Origin of the sequence: Dyella sp. RRB7 (assembly GCF_022761115.1) — a bacterium.
Lineage (GTDB): Bacteria > Pseudomonadota > Gammaproteobacteria > Xanthomonadales > Rhodanobacteraceae > Dyella.
Genome location: NZ_JAKWJS010000005.1, coordinates 232,927 through 249,313, shown reverse-complemented (window position 1 = coordinate 249,313; position 16,387 = coordinate 232,927). Strand labels below are relative to the sequence as shown.

The window sequence follows — 16,387 nt, the reverse complement described above, 5'->3', positions numbered from 1 at the left end:
TGTCTTTGTCCCTGTGCGCGGCCCACGCTGCGATATGCTCAAACCAAGGCGAGCACGTCACCCAGCAACGCCTGCGCCGTCACTTCCGGCCCCGCGCCCGGACCCTGGATCACCAGCGGCTGGGTGTTGTAGCGGGTGGTGCTGAGCGCGAACTGGTTGTCGGTGCCGTAGAGGCGGGTGGCCGGATGGTTGGCCGGCACTTCCACCAGGCCCACGCGGGCGCGACCGCGCTGGTTGAGGCGGGCCAGGAAGCGCAGCGAACCGCCGCGTGCCGTTGCTTCGGCATGACGCGCAGCCAGCGGTTCATCGAGTTCTTCCAGGCGCGACAGGAAGGTTTCCACGTCCACGCCACGCAGGCTTTCCGGCACCAGGCTTTCCACTTCCACTTCGTCCGGACGCAGGGCGAAGCCGGCGCAGCGCGCGAGGATCAGCAGCTTGCGCGCCACGTCCTCGCCGGAAAGATCCGAGCGCGGATCGGGCTCGGTATAACCGAGTTCGCGCGCCCGCCGCAGCAGCGCGGAGAACGGCTGGCTGCCGTCGTACTGGTTGAACAGGTAGGACAGCGAGCCGGAGAACACGCCTTCGAGCGTGAGCAACGCATCGCCGCAATGACGCAGGCGGCGCAGCGTGGAGATCACCGGCAAGCCCGCGCCCACCGTGGCCGAATCGCCATAGCTGCCACCTTGCGCCAGCGCCGCCTGCAGCGCGCGCCAGCCCGGCAGGTCGCCGCCGGCGAGCGACTTGTTGGCGGTGACCACGTGATAGCCGCGCGCCAGCCACTCGGCATGACGCGAGGCGAGCGCGCCGCAGGCGGTGGCGTCGATGATGACCTTCACCGTGGCGTCGCTGGCATCGAGCGCCGCGAGCAGCGCGGCATCGTCACGCGGATCGCCGTGGCTTTTGAGCTTTTCGCGCAGGGCGCGATCGGCCAATTGGTCGGCGCGGGTCTGCTGGCGACGAGAATTGGCCGCGGCCACCAGCCGGATCGACGCTGCCGCCGGCGTATTGAGCAACTTCAGGAAGGCCCCGCCGACCACGCCGGTACCGAGCAACACGGTGGCGATGGAAGCCCGCTGCGGTTTCGCTGCCGATACGGCCTGCGTCGCCAGCACCGCGCTCATGCGCTCACCCGGCGTTTGGCGGCACCCGCGGCCTCGGCGCGCTGCAAGGCGGCGTCCAGGTCGCGCAGCAGGTCATCGCCATCTTCGATGCCCACCGACAGGCGCAGCAGGCTGTCGGCGATGCCCGCCGCGCGGCGGGCTTCGGGTGCCATGGAGGCATGCGTCATCGACGCCGGATGGGCGACCAGGCTCTCCACCCCGCCCAGCGATTCGGCCAGCGAGAAATAACGCAGGCCATCGACGAAAGCGGCGATGTGCTCCACGTCACCCTCCAACTCGAAACTCAGCATGGCGCCAAAACCCTGCTGCTGGCGCGCAGCCAGTGCATGGCCCACATGGCTTTCCAGCCCCGGGTAGTAGACCTTGCGTACCGCCGCATGGCCGTCCAGGCGCTCGGCAATGCGCACCGCGTTTTCCTGGTGCTGGCGCAGGCGCACGCTGAGCGTGCGCAGGCCGCGCAAGGTGAGGAAACTGTCGAACGGCGCACCGGTGAGGCCGTTGCAGTTGCCCCACCACTTCAACTGTTCGGCCACCGCCGGGTCGCGCGCCACCACGGCGCCGCCCACCACGTCGCTGTGGCCGTTGATGTACTTGGTGGTGGAATGCACCACCACGTCGGCGCCCAGCGCCAGCGGCTGCTGCAGTGCGGGCGAGAGGAAGGTGTTGTCCACCACCACCAGCGCGCCAACGGCATGCGCGGCGGCCGCCACATGGCGAATGTCGGTGATGCGCAGCAACGGATTGGAAGGCGTCTCCACCCATACCAGCGCCGGCTTGGCGGCGAGGCCTTCGGCCAGCGCGTGGCTGTGGGTGAGGTCGACGAAACGGACCTGGAAGCGGCCCTTCTTCGCCCAGGCATCGAGCAGGCGCCAGGTGCCGCCATAGCAATCGTGCGCGGCCAGCACCAGCGCCCCGGCCGGCACCAGTTCCAGCGCCAGTGCCACCGCCGCCATGCCGCTGGCCGTCACCACCGCACCCGCGCCCTGCTCCAGTTCGGCCAGGGCATTGCCCAGCAGGTCGCGCGTGGGGTTGCCGCTGCGCGAATAGTCATAGGCGCGCTTGTTGCCGAAGCCTTCGAACGCATAGTTGGTCGACAGGTGCAGCGGCGGCACGACGGCGCCGTGCTGGGTATCGGACTCGATGCCGGCGCGCACGGCGCGGGTACAGGGGGCGGTGGTGTCGCTCATGGTGGATCTCCGTGCGTCTTGCTCTTTATGTATGGGTTCAACAACCGGCCAGCGCTTCGCGCAGCAGCGGCGCGAGGCGGTCGGTTTCCTTGAGGAAGGCGTCGTGCCCGTAGGGCGACTCGACCACTTCCAGCGTGGCCGGCCCATGCAGGCGGCGCTGCAGCTCGCACAGGTCGGCCAGCGGCACCAGGCGATCGGACGGGAAACCGATCAGCGTGGCCGGCGCGGCGACCTGCTCGGGCGTCACGTCGTGCAGGTCGATCGACTCGGACAGGGCGAGGAAGCGCTCGACGTCAAAGCGTTCGACGAAGCGGCGGCCGGCGTGCTCCAGGTAATCCTCCACCGGGAAGTGGAAGCGCCCATCGCGGAATTCCGGCGCGGCGTTGAAGCGGCGCGCGAATTCCTCGCTGCCGCGATAGGTGGTCATGGCCAGCTGGCGGGCCAGCGCCAGCGCCTGTTCCGGCTGACCGCAGTCCAGGCCCAGGCGCACGATGCCGCGCTGCACCGAACGCTGTGCCGTGGCCAGCGGATGCGGGCGATGGGCACCCGCCAGCAGCACCAGGCGACCCAGGGCATAGGGATGACGGGCGGCGAAGGCCAGCGCGGCCATGGCGCCATAGGAAGAACCCACGAAGGCATGCACGCGGCCGATGCCCAGTGCCTCCACCAAGGCGGCCAGCGCATCGGCCTGGTCTTCGCTGGACACGGCCTGCACGCCGTCCAGGTCGGCCGGGGTGAGCCAGTCGATGGAGAGCACGCGGTAGCGGTCCAGGTCCAGCGGCAGCCCCGCGCCCACCTGGTCCTGCCACCAGCCGGGTGCCACTTCGCCGTCCAGCGCCACCACGTCGCGGCTGGCGGAAATACCGCCCTGCACGATCACCGTGGGCGCGTCCGGCGCGCCGCACCACAGGTAACGCACATCCACCTGGCACGGCGCGCTGCCGTACTTGGGGGTGAAGGAGACGCGACGGCTGCAACGCTGGGTGGTGAGGTCCGGCCGCATGGCGCCGACGGCCGCGATAGGGGCGGACACGGCGGGGGGAACGGGTTGCGGCTGGCTGGACATCTGGCTCTTCTCCGGTCGGGCATCGACCTGCGGACCGGAGATGAGAGCAAGGCACGGCCGGCAAGAGAGCGGCGGTGCGGATCTGCCCTCATCTCGCGGCTGGCACTCGAAGCGCCGCCGCAGGAATTGGCACCGTTGCGGAACTGTTCCGCAGGTTGCCCCGGCTTCAAAGGGCCTGTCCCTCCGCCGGTCTCGATGAGTAGGTGGAGAATCTAGCGGCATCCAGACGCCATGTCAATAGACGTCTAAACGTCTAGGCGTATAGGCATCACACTATAATCACGTGGCGGCGCGAAACCGCGCCGCCACGCGGCTTTCATTGCTTTTCGGCCACGTAGGACATGGTTTCCCCGCGCAGCTTGTCCTCATAGAGGATCTTCATGGCCTTGCCATCGGGCGACACGGTCGACTTGATCACGGCAATCACCTTGCCGTCCCGCTTGTCGGTTTCCACGATGGAGCCCTTGCCCACCTGCTTCACGGTGACGGTGGTGATGCCCGGATCGCCCTGGTAGGGCGCCTCGGTACCGTCGGTCTTGACCTGGAAAGACTGTCCGGTGGGCGTGGTCATGCTGAGCATGCCGCCGGCGTCCTTATAGGTGAACAGCAGGCCGTTATCGGAAAAGCCGGACAGGCCGGTGGTCACCCAGGAACCGGACACCGCATGCGAACCCGCCGGCCCCTGCGCCACCTGCTTGAGGTCCCCCTTGCCGGTGACCGGAGCGGCATTGGTGTTGCTGCTGTCGGTGAATTCGAAATGCGCCGTCTTGCCATCCGCCGCCACCGTGGTGGTGGTGGTACCCACCACTTTGCCGTTCTTCTTCTGGGTTTCCTTCATCGTGTGGTCGTCTACCACCAGGATGGCCACCGTGTCGAAATACGGGTGACCGGTCACCGGGTGATCCTGCCCATCGGCCTTGACGCTGATGGCCGGCGCGCAGGTCTGGCACTGGTAGGTACCGTTCTGCAGCACGATCACATCCGGCTTCTTGGGCATGTCGACTTTGTTCGTGTCGATCTTCCAGGTGCCGTCGAGGACGCTTTGCGCCATCGCGCACAGCGGACAAAGCAGGACCAGCAGCAGGCCCATACGCAGTGACTTCTTCATGGTTGCCATTCCCCGGATAGTGAGTGTGGCCAGGCACCGCCTGCTCCCCCGAACGGACGTCACTGTCGCCTTGGCAGGTCCATCCCAATCCCAGCCCCTTGACCGTACGCCGAGGTCCACCACCCAACCATCGGCTGAAAGTGTTAGGAGCAAGCCCGCTTGGCAGGGCCCCGGAGAAAGGATTTGCGGCACGACTGCCCGGCTGCAACACTGCGCGGCACGCCCGCCACCCACGAAGCCCATGTCGATCGCCGCCACTATCGTCGTCGCCCTGATTGCCCTTCTGCACCTGTGGTTCCTGATCCTGGAGATGTTCCTGTGGGACCGCCCCGCGGGGCGTCGCGCCTTTGGCCTCACCGCCGAATTCGCCACGCAATCGAAAGTGCTGGCCGCCAACCAGGGGCTCTACAACGGCTTTCTGGCCGCCGGCCTGTGCTGGGGTCTCTGGTTGGGCTCCCGTGGCACGGACGTGAAGTTGTTCTTCCTTGGCTGCGTGCTGGTCGCGGGCCTGTTCGGCGGCCTCACCGCCAGCCGCAAGATCCTCTGGATCCAGGCCTTGCCGGCGCTCATCGGCCTGCTGCTGGTGGCACTGTCGTAGGCCACGGGCCCTGCGCGATGCTTCCGGCCCGCATGACGACCGCGCCAGACCGCCCATGACCGCCATTCGACAAGAAGCCGTCGGCCAACGCTTCGATCCCCAGCGGATGCAGTACGCCCGCGAGCGGACGTGGGCTGCCGTGCAAGGCATCCGGCAACGCATGCGCCTCGGCATCAGCGAGGATGAGGCGCGGGCCGAGGCCGCCGAGGTCTTCCGCCAGCTGGGCATGGAGCGCCTGTGGCATCCGGTGATCATCCGTATCGGCTCCAATACCACCAAGACCTATCGCGAACGCTCCGACCCCAGCGTGCGTCTGGGCGAGAACGACATCTACTTCATCGACCTGGGCCTGGTGTTCGATGGCCACGAGGGCGATGCCGGCGATACCTTCGTGACGGGCCATGCGCCCGAACAGCAGGCCTGTGCGGAAGCGGCGCGCGAGCTCTTTCACATCGTCGCCGACGCGTGGCGCACGCAAGGCCTCAGCGGCCAGGCGTTGTACCAGTTTGCCGGGCAGCGCGCCGAAGCCATGGGCTGGCGCCTCAACCACGCGATCAAGGGCCACCGGGTCAGCGACTTTCCGCATGCGGTGCACAAGGCCGGCGACCTGGGCGAGCTGGACGAGAAACCATCGAGCGGGCTGTGGATTCTGGAGATCCAGCTCGCCCACCCCACCCAACCCTTTGGGGCGTTCTACGAGGATCTGCTCAGCAACGACCCGGCCTGATCCTGGCGCGACCGGCGTCAGGCCGTGGCGAGAATCTCCCGCAGCGCCCGTTGCGCCTTGGCATTCTCCTCGGGCAGGCCGATGGTGATGCGCGCCCAGTGATCCAGCGGCGGGAAGCTGCGCCCGATATCGACGCCTCGCTTGAGGAATGCCGCCGCCAGCTCATGCTGCGGCCTGCCGGCATCGAAGAAGACGAAATTGGCGGCGGACGCACTGTGCGGCAGCTTCAACTCGGCCAGCACCGATGCCCACACGGCGCGTTCGCGGGCGACGGCCGTGCGGCTGCGCTCCAGCAGGGCCTCGTCCTGCAACGCCGCACTGGCCGCGGCGATGGCCAGCCGGCCCAGCCCCTCGGCGCTGCCGGCGCCTTCCTTGGCCAGCGCCGCCACCAGCGCCGGCGGCGCCAGCAGGTAGCCGAACGGCAACCCGGCCAGGCCGTGGATCTTGGCAAAGGTACGGAACACCGCGACATTGGCGCCATCGCGCACGAGATCCACCGCGCTGCGAGTGGCGAAGTCGTCGGTGTATTCGAGATAGGCCTCGTCGACGATCACCAGCGTTTTTTGCGACACCTCGCGCAGGAATCGCTTGAACGCCGCATCGTCACTGACCGTGCCGCTGGGGTTGTGCGGGTTGACCAGGTACACCGCGCGCGTCTTTGGATTCACCTTGGCCGCGATGGCCGCGAGGTCATTGCCCTGGCTGGCGTCCAGCGGCACCGCGACACTGACGCCGCCCACATGCGAAGTGGCATCGACCAGGGCCAGATAACCGGGCGTCGAATAGATGAATTCGCCACCGGGGCCACCCTGGGTGCCCAGGTGCAGCCCCAGCGTGTCGAGCACCTCGCCGAGCACCACGTGATCGACCGGCAGCTTCTCGTACGCAGCCACCTGCTCCCGCAGTGCGTGGGCGGCACTTTCATCACCATAGCGCACCACGCGGCCCAGCTCGCGCTGGATCGCCTGCACGGCAAGCGTCGACGGACCATAGGGGTTCTCGTTGAAACTGAGCCGCACCAGGCCCGGCCCCGCGCCCGGCGACGCAGCGGCATCAGCCGATGCAGGGCGGCTCCACGCGGGAGTCAGCAGCGCGGCCCCCACGGCCAGGCCCGCACCCTGGAGAAAACTGCGACGATCGATGCCCATCTCGGAAGACATGCGAGGCTCCTCAGAAAGTGATGCCAAGGCGCGCATACCAATAGCCGCCGTTGAGGCCATAGGGCGCGGTGTTGCCATAGTAGCTTTCGCCCAGCGAAGGATAGAACGCCACCGCCGACTTGAACGGGCGCGCATCGAACAGGTTGTTGGCGCCCACCGCGACGTTGATGGCCGGCGTCAGCTGGTAGTTGACCTCCAGGTCGGTGATCCAGCGCGCGTCGAACCACGCGCCATAGGCCTCGCGATACTTGCCGTACTGCGTTTCGTGCAGCAGCACGCCCAGCTTGCCGTACTGCCAGTCGCCGCCGAAGATCAGCTTGCGGTCGGGGCTGCTCTGGGTGATTTCCGCCTGCGCCTCGGCATTCAACAACTGGTAGGTGGGCCCGAGCGCACTCAACTGCGGCGGCGTGGGAACCGTGCTCAGCACGTGCAGGTGATTGACGTTGCCGCTGAAGGTCCAGTTGATCGAGCCGTAGTTGCCGAGGCTTTGCAACCATGAGGCCGACGCATCGACGCCACGGCTGCGGATATCGGCGGCGTTGGTGAAGAACTTCACGCTGTCCAGCCCCGAATAGCCGTAGGCGGTCAGGATCGATGCCACCGCCGGCCCCGAGATGTAGCCCGTGGCGCTGATGAAGTCGTCGATCCGCACCTGATAGGCGTCGAGGCTGAAATGCAGCGCCTCGGTGGGGTTGTAGACCAGGCCCAGGCTGTAGTTGCGCGACCGCTCCGGCTTCAGCGGCGTGCCACCCAACGCCTCGGCCACCGGCGAATTGGCGCGCAGCCATAGCGACTCCACGCTCTGGTAACCGTTGCCCAGGTTCGCCGTGTTGTAGCCGGTGGTGGCAAACCCTTCCTGCTGCAACGATGGCGCGCGGAAGCCATTGCCGATCGATCCGCGCAACGCCAGCGTCGAGGTGATCGCGAAACGGCTGCTCAGCTGGCCGGACAGCACGTGATCCGTATCGCTGTAGTGCTCGTAGCGGCCAGCCAGATCCACGTGCCAGCGATCAGTGAGGTCCGTGGCCGCTTCCGCATAACCGGCGTAGACGTCACGTTCGAGATTCACTGCATTGGCTGGCGTATAGCCGTTGAAGGCCTGCAGGCCGCCGTTGCGCGGCACGCCGGCAAACGGGCCATCGGGACTGGCATAGCCGCCATTGATATACGAATCGGGCTCGCCCGCGCCCAATTCGTACTTCTCCCAGCGCTGCTCCAGGCCCCAGGACACGCGCAGCGGCGCATGCAGCCCCACGTCGAAGGCGCGCGACAGGTCCAGGTTGGTGGTGAGCTGGTCGAAATCCTGTTCGCCGAGATAAAAGCTGGTAGGGCTGTCCGGACCCAACGAGGGATTGAGCGTGTTCTGCCCGTGCAGGCGGGCGTGGTCGCGCCCGTAGCTGCTGCTGACGTCCCAGTTCCATCCATCCAGCTGCCCCTTGAGCCCGCCGGTAACCTGGTAGTCCGTCTCGTAGATGTGACGATAAGCCTGGAAACCGTTGGGATAGATCTGCGGCAGGTTCGCCACGCTGCCCTCACCATAAGGCGTGCTGGCCGCCACCACGTCGCGGTAGCTCAGCGTGGCGTTGGAGTAGAGCGTGACGTTGTCGCCCAGCGGCAATTCGAGGTTGTAGCCCAGGTTGAGCAGATGGTCATCGGTGGGCTGGCCATAGCCCTTGTCGAAATGACGGCGGTCGATGCTCGACTCGCGCGGGTCAGGCGAGCCATCGGGCAGCGGCGTATAGAACGGATTGGACGGATAGAGCGTGGGATACACCGGCAACGGCGCCGCGTTTTGCCGCCGCGCATCCAGTGACAGGTTGATGAATCCGCCGTCGCCGAGCTTGAAACCCTTGTTGAGCTCCTCCTGCAGGGTGGCGCCACCATCGTGATAATTGCTGCCGAACGTGGTGTCGGCCTCGCCGCCGCTGTCGTCCCGCTTGAGGATGATGTTGATGACCCCGGCGATGGCGTCCGAACCATATTGCGCGGCCGCCGCGTCGTGCAGGATTTCGATATGGTCGATCGCACTGACCGGGATCAGGTCCAGGTCTACCGGTGCGCTGCCGCCGGCGATCGACGAGACGTTGTTGACGAACGACGACGTGTGCCGCCGCTTGCCGTTGACCAGCACCAGCACTTCATCGCCGCTGAAGCCGCGCATGGTGAAAGGACGCACCGAAGCCGAGGTGCCGTAAGCGTTCTCGGCCAACGTAAACGAGGGATCGAGCGCGGCGAGGATGTGCTTCAGGCCTGCCTTGCCGGTGCGCTGCAGATCCTCGCTGGTAATGACCGTGATGGGTACCGCGCTGTTGAGCACAGTGGCATCGCCGCCGCGTTCGCCGGTGACGACCACGGTACTTAGATTCCGGGTATTGCCAGCCTTGCCTTGGTCCGAAGGCGCCCCTGGCTGGTCCTGCGCCATCGAGAGGCCAGGAAAAAACGCCGTGGCCAGCGCCACTGCGACAAGCCCGGATGCTTTTGCCGGATAGGACGCCAAGCCGCGTTCAAGCCACCTGTCCATTGCCATCCACCACCCCGCTCATTTAAATGAATGATTTGGATGTCTAAACGTAAAGACATCGATGGCAACAGATGCCATGACAAGGACCATATCACGGTCATTTTCGGATCACTCAAAGCTTTTCGTCATACCAACATGATGTTTATGACATAACGGCGCCAGCCTCCGACTCGGCCGGCCCGGCATTCACAACCACCCCGGCTGGCAGCCTTGGGCGAGGGCACCGCGGGAGCATCTCCACCCTCGGCACGCCTCCACGGACCACCGGAAAACCCGCAGCCAGGCCACATCCCGCGTAAAAGGGTGCCCCGGCGGGATGGCCAGGAAGCCCAGGCCGCCCCTGCCCCAACCCTTGGTACAATGTCGGGTTCGCAAGCCTGATACCCCGCCATGTCCACGCATCTCGCCGAAACCCGCCGCCGCCGCACCTTCGCCATCGTCAGCCACCCTGACGCGGGCAAGACCACGCTGACCGAAAAGCTGCTGCTGTTCGGCGGCGCGATCCAGATGGCCGGCTCGGTGAAGGGCCGCAAGGCAGCCCGCCACGCCACCTCCGACTGGATGGCGCTGGAAAAGGAGCGTGGCATCTCGGTCACCTCGTCGGTGATGCAGTTCCCCTACGAGGGCCGCATCGTCAACCTGCTCGACACCCCCGGCCACGCGGACTTCTCCGAAGACACCTACCGCGTGCTCACCGCGGTGGACTCGGCGCTGATGGTGATCGACTGCGCCAAGGGCGTGGAGGAACGCACCATCAAGCTGATGGAGGTGTGCCGCCTGCGCGACACGCCCATCATGACCTTCATCAACAAGCTCGACCGCGAGGGCCGCTCGCCGATCGAACTGCTGGACGAAGTGGAGTCGGTGCTGGGCATCGCCTGCGCCCCGCTCACCTGGCCGATCGGCATGGGCAAGCGCCTCAAGGGTGTGTACCACCTGCTGCTGGACGAAGTGCATGTGTTCGAGCAGGGCAAGAATTTCACGCGCCAGGATTCGACCATCTTCAAGAGCCTGGATGCCCCGGGCCTGGCCGAGAAGATCGGCGCCGAGGCGCTGGCCGAGCTGCGCGACGAACTGGAACTGGTGCAGGGCGCCTCGCATCCGTTCGATATCGAGCAGTACCTCGCGGGCAAACTCACCCCGGTGTTCTTCGGTTCGGCGGTGAACAACTTCGGCGTGCAGCTGCTGCTGGACTTCTTCGTGGAACACGCGCCCGCCCCGCGCCCGCGCGCCACGCTCACCCGCGAGGTGAAGCCCGAGGAAGAAAAGCTCACCGGCTTCGTGTTCAAGATCCAGGCCAACATGGACCCGGCGCATCGCGACCGCATCGCCTTCATGCGCGTGTGCTCGGGCACCTATACCGCCGGCATGAAGATGATCCAGACGCGTACCGGCAAGGACGTGCGCATCGCCAACGCACTGACCTTCATGGCCAGCGATCGCGAGATCGTGGAAAGCGCATACCCCGGCGACGTGATCGGCCTGCACAACCACGGCACCATCGGCATCGGCGACACTTTCACCGAAGGCGAACTGGTGAGCTTCACCGGCATCCCCAACTTCGCGCCTGAGTTGTTCCGCCGCGCCCGCCTGCGCGACCCGCTGAAGATGAAGGCGCTGCAGAAGGGCCTGGCCCAGCTGTCCGAGGAAGGCGCCACCCAGTTCTTCCGCCCGCTGATGAGCAACGACCTGGTGCTCGGCGCGGTCGGCGTGCTGCAGTTCGACGTGGTGGCCTACCGCCTCAAGGACGAATACGGGGTGGACGCCAGCTTCGAACCGGTCACCGTGGCCACCGCACGCTGGATCCATTGCGACGACGCCAAGAAGCTGGAGGAATTCCGCGAGAAGAACGCGATGAACCTTGGCATCGATGCGGCTGGCGAGCTGGTCTATCTCGCGCCCTCGCGCGTGAACCTGCAGCTGGCGCAGGAGCGCTGGCCGCAGGTGCGCTTCTCGGCCACGCGCGAGCACGCGACGTCGGTCGAGCTCTAAGTCCTCCCTCCCCTGCTTGCCAGGGGAAGACTGGGGAGGGGTGTGGCGTCAGCGTTACGCCTTCGCGCGCGGCGACACCCACATATCGATGCGGGCCCGGAACACGTCCTCGCCCGCATCGTTGCGCACCTTGACCACCACCGGCCAGGCATAGCCACTGGCCGCCTCGATCGCGGCGTTTTCCGGCGTCGCCACGGCGTGCAGGGTGCCCTTGGCCTTGGCCAGGTATTCCACCGACATGCCCTTGGGAATCCAGCGCATGCCGGCGGGGATCGTCACGTCGGTCATCATGCCGGCGCTGAGTTCGGCCACGTTGCACAGCGCGATCGCATGCACGGTGCCGATATGGTTGTGCACACGACGGCGATCGCGGATATCCACCTCGCAGCGCCCCGGCTCCAGCGCCACGAAGCGCGGCGCGATGGTGGCGAAGTAAGGCGCCTTGAAGCAGATCAGCCGGCCATACAGCCAGCGCCCGCCCGGCACGGAGGCCAGTCGACGATAGAGCGACAACGCCTGGCTCATGGCAAACCTCCCGCGCGGGCGGAGTGAATGCTCCGCCCTTGTGGCATGGCGATGGGTATCAGGCCGCGTCGGCCAGCTTCTTGTTGCGATCGGCCCGCGTCACCGCCGCACGCAGTTCGGACGGATCGAAATCGTCCACCGAGATGAACTCGAACACGCCCTCGCGCACGCGCTTGAGCAGGTCGGCTTCCGGCGCAGTGATCACGCCGGCCTGCACGGCCTCGGCGAGCTGGCCGTTGTAGTCGTGCGACTTGAACTGGCCTGTCTTCTGCGCCTTGCCGAACTTGCGCTCCACCGGCTCGGCGGCGATCACGTCAGGCAACAACGCGTTCATGCGGCCGATGGTGTTGTTGGCGGTCGGCGTGAGATAGGCCCACTCGGTGAGGCGATCGCGCGCCTCGCCTGGCGCGGTGATCAACGCGGCAACGCGACGACCCAGGCGATCGGACGGCGGCACCTCGCGGCGACCCAGCGGAAACACCAGCACGCGCAGCAGCCACGACACCGGACGCACGGGGAAATTGCGGATCGCGCCATCCAGCGCCATCTGCATGCGCCACACGCACTCGTGGAACGCCCAGGCCAGCAGCGGACGATCCGCTTCCGGACGGCCGGTGTCCTCGTAGCGCTTGAGCATCGCACTGGCGATGTACAGGTAGCTCAGCACGTCACCCAGGCGGGCGGACAGTTTTTCCTTGAACTTCAGCTTGCCGCCCAGCACGCCCATGAAAGTGTCCGCGCACAGCGCCAGCGCGGCGGAGTAGCGGTTGAGCTTGCGGTAGTAGCGGCGCGTATAGGCATCGCCCGCGGTCTCGCCGAAGCGCGAACCGGTGAGGCCCAGCGTGAAACTGCGCACGGCGTTGGAAATGCCGAAGCCGATATGGCCGAACAGCGCGCGATCGAACGTGCGCAGTCGGTCACCGTAGTCGGCGATCGACAGCGCCTGCATTTCCTTCAGCACGTAGGGATGGCAGCGGATGGCGCCCTGGCCGAAGATCATCAGGCTGCGCGTCATGATGTTGGCGCCTTCCACCGTGATGGCGATAGGCACGCCCTGCCACGCACGGCCGGCATAGTTCTTCGGACCCAGCTGTACAGCCTTGCCGCCGTGAACGTCCATCGCGTCACCCGCAACGGCGCGGCCCCACTCGGTCGCGTGGTACTTGGCGATGGCCGACGGCACCGCCGGCTTCTCGCCGCGATCCACCGCCGCTGCGGTGGCGCGCGACAGCGCCGCCGTGGCGTAGGTCAGGCCACCGATGCGGGCCAATGCCTCTTCCACGCCCTCGAAACGGGCGATGGACAGGCCGAACTGCTTGCGCATGCGTGCATACGCACCAGTAGAAGCCACCGCGGCGCGCACGCCGCCCGTCGCGTTGGACGGCAGCGAAATCGCACGGCCCACCGACAGGCATTCCACCAGCATGCGCCAGCCATGGCCGGCCATATGCGGACCGCCAATCAGCACCGACATCGGCACGAACACGTCCTTGCCGTGCAGCGGACCGTTCTGGAACGGCACGTTCAACGGGAAGTGGCGGCGGCCAATTTCCAGGCCCGGGGTCGAACGCGGCAGCAGCGCCAGCGTGATGCCGAGGTCTTCCTTGTCGCCCAACAGCTTTTCCGGGTCATACAGGCGGAAGGCCAGGCCCACCACCGTGGCGATCGGCGCCAGCGTGATGTAGCGCTTGTCGAAGGTGAGCTTCATGCCCAGCGTCTCGACGCCGTTGACCACCTGCTTGCACACGATGCCGTAGTCGGTGATGGAGGTGGCATCGGAGCCCGCGTACGGACCGGTGAGCGCAAAACACGGAATCTCCTCGCCGATGGCCAGGCGCGGCAGGTAATGGTTCTTCTGCTCGTCGCTGCCGTAGTGCAGCAGCAGTTCGGCCGGGCCCAGCGAGTTGGGCACGGCCACGGTGGAAGCTACCGTGGCCGACATGGTGGCCAGCTTCTGCAGCACCGCCGAATGCGCCAGCGCGGAGAAACCCAGGCCGCCGTACTGCTTCGGGATGATCATGCCGAAGAACTTGTGCTTCTTGACGAAGGCCCAGACCTCCGGCGGCAGGTCGGCCAGTTCGTGGGTGATCTGCCAGTCGTCGATCATGCCGCAGAGCTCTTCCACCGGGCCGTCCATGAAGGCCTGTTCTTCCACGCTCAGCTCGGGCTTGGGTTGCTTGAGCAACTCGTGCCAGTCCGGCTTGCCGGAGAACAGCTCGCCTTCGAAGCCCACCGTGCCAGCCTCCAGCGCGGTCTGCTCGGTCTCGGACAGCTTCGGCGTCACTTTGGCGAACATCTTCAACAGCGGCGCGCTGATCTGCTTGCGGCGAAAGCCGGGCAACAGCAACGGCACCGCGATCGCCAGCTCGATCACCAGCAGAATGAAAGTGGTCCACGGCGCGCCGGCGACCAGGCCGACCACGACGGTGGTGACCACCGTGGCGATCGCCCACGTGCGCAGGCTACTGCGATGGTAGGCACAGGCGCCGGTGGCAATGAGTGCCGCCAGCAGGGTCAGGATCACAGACATCACAACACCTCGTTACGGATGACGACTTTGCGGATCGAACACGGGAAAAAACTCATACGGCCGCCGCATCACGGCGACCGGGTGAGGAAAGCTCGCCCACGAATCGTGCGATCTCGCGGGTGAATGCATCGTTGGCGTCGCCCGCCACCATGTGCGTGGCGCGCGGCAATTGGACATGCTCGGCATGCGGCACCAGCCGCAGGAATTCTTCGACGGTATCGCGCGAAACCACGTCGCTGCGACCACCGGAAAGCAGCAGCACCGGCACGTTCACCTTGGCGGCGGCAGCCATCAGGCGCGGCTGGTAACGCTCGCTTTCGCTGACCACACCACCCAGCAAGGCCGGGTCCCAGTGCCAGCGCAGACGACCGTCGGCGCCTTCGCGCAGCAGCGGGCGCAGCTGGTCTTCGGTCTTGCGCTCCGCGCGATGCGGCAGATAGGCCGCGATCTGCTCGGCCGCCTCCTCGTAGCTGGCGAAGCCATCCGGATGCGCCTGCATGAAGGCGAGGATGCGTTCGACGCCCTTGGTTTCCCAGCGCGGCGTGATGTCCACCAACACCAGCGCGCGGAACGCTTGTGGATCGATCTCGCCGGCCACCACCAGTCCCAGCAGGCCGCCCATCGAGGCGCCCACCAGGATCGGCTTGCTCAACTCCGCATGGGCCAGCAGGCGCAGATCGCCGACGAACTGTTCCATGTGATAGTCGCCACCGGCCACCCGTCCGCTTTCGCCATGGCCACGGCTGTCGAAGGTGACGCAGCGATAACCCTGCGCGGCCAGCGCCGCCGCCGTGCCGCGCCAGGCGCCACGGGTCTGGCCGAAGCCATGCGCGAACAGCAGCGTGGGGGTGCCGGAGGGATGCCGCACCTCGACCGCCAGCTCCAGGCCATCGGCGGCGGTGACGCGGGACACGGTCTTCTCAATGGGCGATGCGGATACCATACGCACGAGTATGGATCGCGACAAATGGCCACGTCAATATGCGCCGCCGCATGACCGCGCCAATTCAACGACTTGCCCCGCCGCCAATTGCAAACCCGCCGACTGGGGCTACCATGCATCCATGAATGCAAGCGCCAAACCCGAACGCACCCGACTTTCCGCTGAAGATTGGGAAGACGCCGCTCTCAAGCTGATCGCCGACCAGGGTGTAGGCGCCCTCGCCGTCGAGGCCCTGGCGCGCCAACTGGGCGTGACCAAGGGCAGCTTCTACTGGCATTTCCGTACCCGCGAAGCGCTGCTGCAAGCCTCGCTGGAACGCTGGGAGCAATACGGCGAGCGCGAAGTCATCGAGCAGATCGAGGCCATGCCCGATCCGCGCGCACGCCTGCCGGAACTGTTCCGCCGCGTGGCCCACGAGTTGGCACCCCATCGCGTCTACGCCGCCCTGCTCAAGGCACTGGACCACCCGCAGGTGGTACCGGTGATGGCCCGGGTGTCCCAGCGGCGCATGGAGTTCCTCACCAATATTTACCGCGAGGCCGGCCTGCCGCCCGAAGAGGCGCTCAATCGCGCCCGCCTCACCTATGCCGCGTACGTCGGCTTCCTGCAGCTCAACTTCACCCTGGGCCTGCCGCGGATCAGTCATGATGAGTTCGACGCCTACGTCGAGCACATGATCCGCACCCTTACCCCAGCCTAAGCCCAGGCCACAGCAGGAATTTCCACTACAAAGAACGCTACCTTCGGGTGGCGTTTTCTATGGCCCAACGCCTCTGGCAGTCCACTTCCCGAAGTGGTCTGCACGTTCCTGCCTAACTGCCGGCCGGAGCGGTGTTTTAGGGGTGCGCCCAGTTGCCTTTTGCTGCACCTCGCCTTGCCATGCCAGTCATCGCAAGTTACCGTTTTCGC

Annotated in this window: 13 protein-coding genes and 1 riboswitch; of the genes, 4 read left to right on the top strand and 9 right to left on the bottom strand. The window is 66.3% G+C overall.

What is annotated here, in order from left to right; genetic code table 11:
* Window positions 1–38: 38 nt before the first annotated feature.
* The 4 genes from MJ606_RS13605 to MJ606_RS13590 form a co-directional block, all read right to left on the bottom strand.
* Window positions 39–1,121, bottom strand: a complete 1,083-nt coding sequence (locus MJ606_RS13605) for a homoserine dehydrogenase (RefSeq protein ID WP_243050069.1) — start codon at window positions 1,119–1,121, stop codon at window positions 39–41.
* The gene (gene metB / locus MJ606_RS13600; RefSeq protein ID WP_243050068.1) at window positions 1,118–2,308 is read right to left on the bottom strand and encodes a cystathionine gamma-synthase; all 1,191 of its coding nucleotides are present in this window, start codon (window positions 2,306–2,308) and stop codon (window positions 1,118–1,120) included. The genes MJ606_RS13605 and metB overlap by 4 nt, the downstream gene beginning before the upstream one ends.
* A gap of 37 nt (window positions 2,309–2,345) precedes the next feature.
* Window positions 2,346–3,374, bottom strand: coding sequence for a homoserine O-succinyltransferase (locus MJ606_RS13595; protein ID WP_243050067.1), 1,029 nt, complete (start codon window positions 3,372–3,374; stop codon window positions 2,346–2,348).
* An 85-nt stretch (window positions 3,375–3,459) separates the two neighbouring features.
* Window positions 3,460–3,576, bottom strand: a riboswitch (SAM riboswitch).
* Between the two features lie 114 nt (window positions 3,577–3,690).
* A complete protein-coding gene (locus tag MJ606_RS13590) occupies window positions 3,691–4,482 on the bottom strand; it encodes a hypothetical protein (protein WP_243050066.1) in 792 nt (263 codons plus the stop codon).
* Window positions 4,483–4,723: 241 nt separating this feature from the next.
* Here MJ606_RS13590 and MJ606_RS13585 point away from each other — a divergent pair, with 241 nt between their 5' ends.
* Both MJ606_RS13585 and MJ606_RS13580 read left to right on the top strand, forming a co-directional pair.
* Window positions 4,724–5,080: a DUF1304 domain-containing protein gene (locus MJ606_RS13585; RefSeq protein WP_243050065.1), complete on the top strand. Its 357-nt coding sequence runs from the start codon at window positions 4,724–4,726 to the stop codon at window positions 5,078–5,080.
* 55 nt (window positions 5,081–5,135) lie between these two features.
* Window positions 5,136–5,807, top strand: coding sequence for a M24 family metallopeptidase (locus MJ606_RS13580; protein ID WP_243050064.1), 672 nt, complete (start codon window positions 5,136–5,138; stop codon window positions 5,805–5,807).
* Between the two features lie 17 nt (window positions 5,808–5,824).
* Here the strand turns inward: MJ606_RS13580 and MJ606_RS13575 are convergent, their stop codons facing one another.
* Window positions 5,825–6,967 carry a histidinol-phosphate transaminase gene (locus MJ606_RS13575; protein ID WP_243050063.1) on the bottom strand — a complete coding sequence of 381 codons (1,143 nt, stop codon included), beginning with the start codon at window positions 6,965–6,967 and terminating at the stop codon, window positions 5,825–5,827.
* Window positions 6,968–6,977: 10 nt separating this feature from the next.
* Window positions 6,978–9,320 (bottom strand): TonB-dependent receptor, encoded by a 2,343-nt coding sequence (locus MJ606_RS13570; RefSeq protein ID WP_243050062.1) that lies wholly within the window; start codon window positions 9,318–9,320, stop codon window positions 6,978–6,980.
* Window positions 9,321–9,878: 558 nt separating this feature from the next.
* Here MJ606_RS13570 and MJ606_RS13565 point away from each other — a divergent pair.
* A complete protein-coding gene (locus tag MJ606_RS13565; RefSeq protein WP_243050061.1) occupies window positions 9,879–11,480 on the top strand; it encodes a peptide chain release factor 3 in 1,602 nt (533 codons plus the stop codon).
* Between the two features lie 54 nt (window positions 11,481–11,534).
* On the opposite strand, the gene MJ606_RS13560 is transcribed toward MJ606_RS13565, so the two are convergent.
* From MJ606_RS13560 to MJ606_RS13550, 3 genes are read right to left on the bottom strand one after another with little or no spacing between them, the layout of a single operon-like run.
* Complete coding sequence (locus MJ606_RS13560; protein WP_243050060.1) at window positions 11,535–12,005, bottom strand: hotdog fold domain-containing protein; 471 nt, start codon at window positions 12,003–12,005, stop codon at window positions 11,535–11,537.
* Window positions 12,006–12,063: 58 nt separating this feature from the next.
* The gene (locus tag MJ606_RS13555; protein ID WP_243050059.1) at window positions 12,064–14,535 is read right to left on the bottom strand and encodes an acyl-CoA dehydrogenase; all 2,472 of its coding nucleotides are present in this window, start codon (window positions 14,533–14,535) and stop codon (window positions 12,064–12,066) included.
* Window positions 14,536–14,587: 52 nt separating this feature from the next.
* Window positions 14,588–15,478, bottom strand: a complete 891-nt coding sequence (locus MJ606_RS13550) for an alpha/beta hydrolase (protein WP_243050114.1) — start codon at window positions 15,476–15,478, stop codon at window positions 14,588–14,590.
* A gap of 121 nt (window positions 15,479–15,599) precedes the next feature.
* On the opposite strand from MJ606_RS13550, the gene MJ606_RS13545 reads away from it, so the two are divergent.
* On the top strand, window positions 15,600–16,178 hold the full coding sequence (locus MJ606_RS13545) for a TetR/AcrR family transcriptional regulator (protein WP_243050058.1): 579 nt from the start codon (window positions 15,600–15,602) through the stop codon (window positions 16,176–16,178).
* The last annotated feature ends 209 nt before the right edge of the window (window positions 16,179–16,387 follow it).

Excerpts from the sequence above, each read along its gene's own strand:
- MJ606_RS13605 (WP_243050069.1), bottom strand. The coding sequence starts at position 1,121 with ATGAGCGCGGTGCTGGCGACGCAGGCCGTATCGGCAGCGAAACCGCAG.
- metB (WP_243050068.1), bottom strand. The coding sequence starts at position 2,308 with ATGAGCGACACCACCGCCCCCTGTACCCGCGCCGTGCGCGCCGGCATC.
- MJ606_RS13595 (WP_243050067.1), bottom strand. The coding sequence starts at position 3,374 with ATGTCCAGCCAGCCGCAACCCGTTCCCCCCGCCGTGTCCGCCCCTATC.
- MJ606_RS13590 (WP_243050066.1), bottom strand. The coding sequence starts at position 4,482 with ATGAAGAAGTCACTGCGTATGGGCCTGCTGCTGGTCCTGCTTTGTCCG.
- MJ606_RS13585 (WP_243050065.1), top strand. The coding sequence starts at position 4,724 with ATGTCGATCGCCGCCACTATCGTCGTCGCCCTGATTGCCCTTCTGCAC.
- MJ606_RS13580 (WP_243050064.1), top strand. The coding sequence starts at position 5,136 with ATGACCGCCATTCGACAAGAAGCCGTCGGCCAACGCTTCGATCCCCAG.
- MJ606_RS13575 (WP_243050063.1), bottom strand. The coding sequence starts at position 6,967 with ATGTCTTCCGAGATGGGCATCGATCGTCGCAGTTTTCTCCAGGGTGCG.
- MJ606_RS13565 (WP_243050061.1), top strand. The coding sequence starts at position 9,879 with ATGTCCACGCATCTCGCCGAAACCCGCCGCCGCCGCACCTTCGCCATC.
- MJ606_RS13560 (WP_243050060.1), bottom strand. The coding sequence starts at position 12,005 with ATGAGCCAGGCGTTGTCGCTCTATCGTCGACTGGCCTCCGTGCCGGGC.
- MJ606_RS13555 (WP_243050059.1), bottom strand. The coding sequence starts at position 14,535 with ATGTCTGTGATCCTGACCCTGCTGGCGGCACTCATTGCCACCGGCGCC.
- MJ606_RS13550 (WP_243050114.1), bottom strand. The coding sequence starts at position 15,478 with ATGGTATCCGCATCGCCCATTGAGAAGACCGTGTCCCGCGTCACCGCC.
- MJ606_RS13545 (WP_243050058.1), top strand. The coding sequence starts at position 15,600 with ATGAATGCAAGCGCCAAACCCGAACGCACCCGACTTTCCGCTGAAGAT.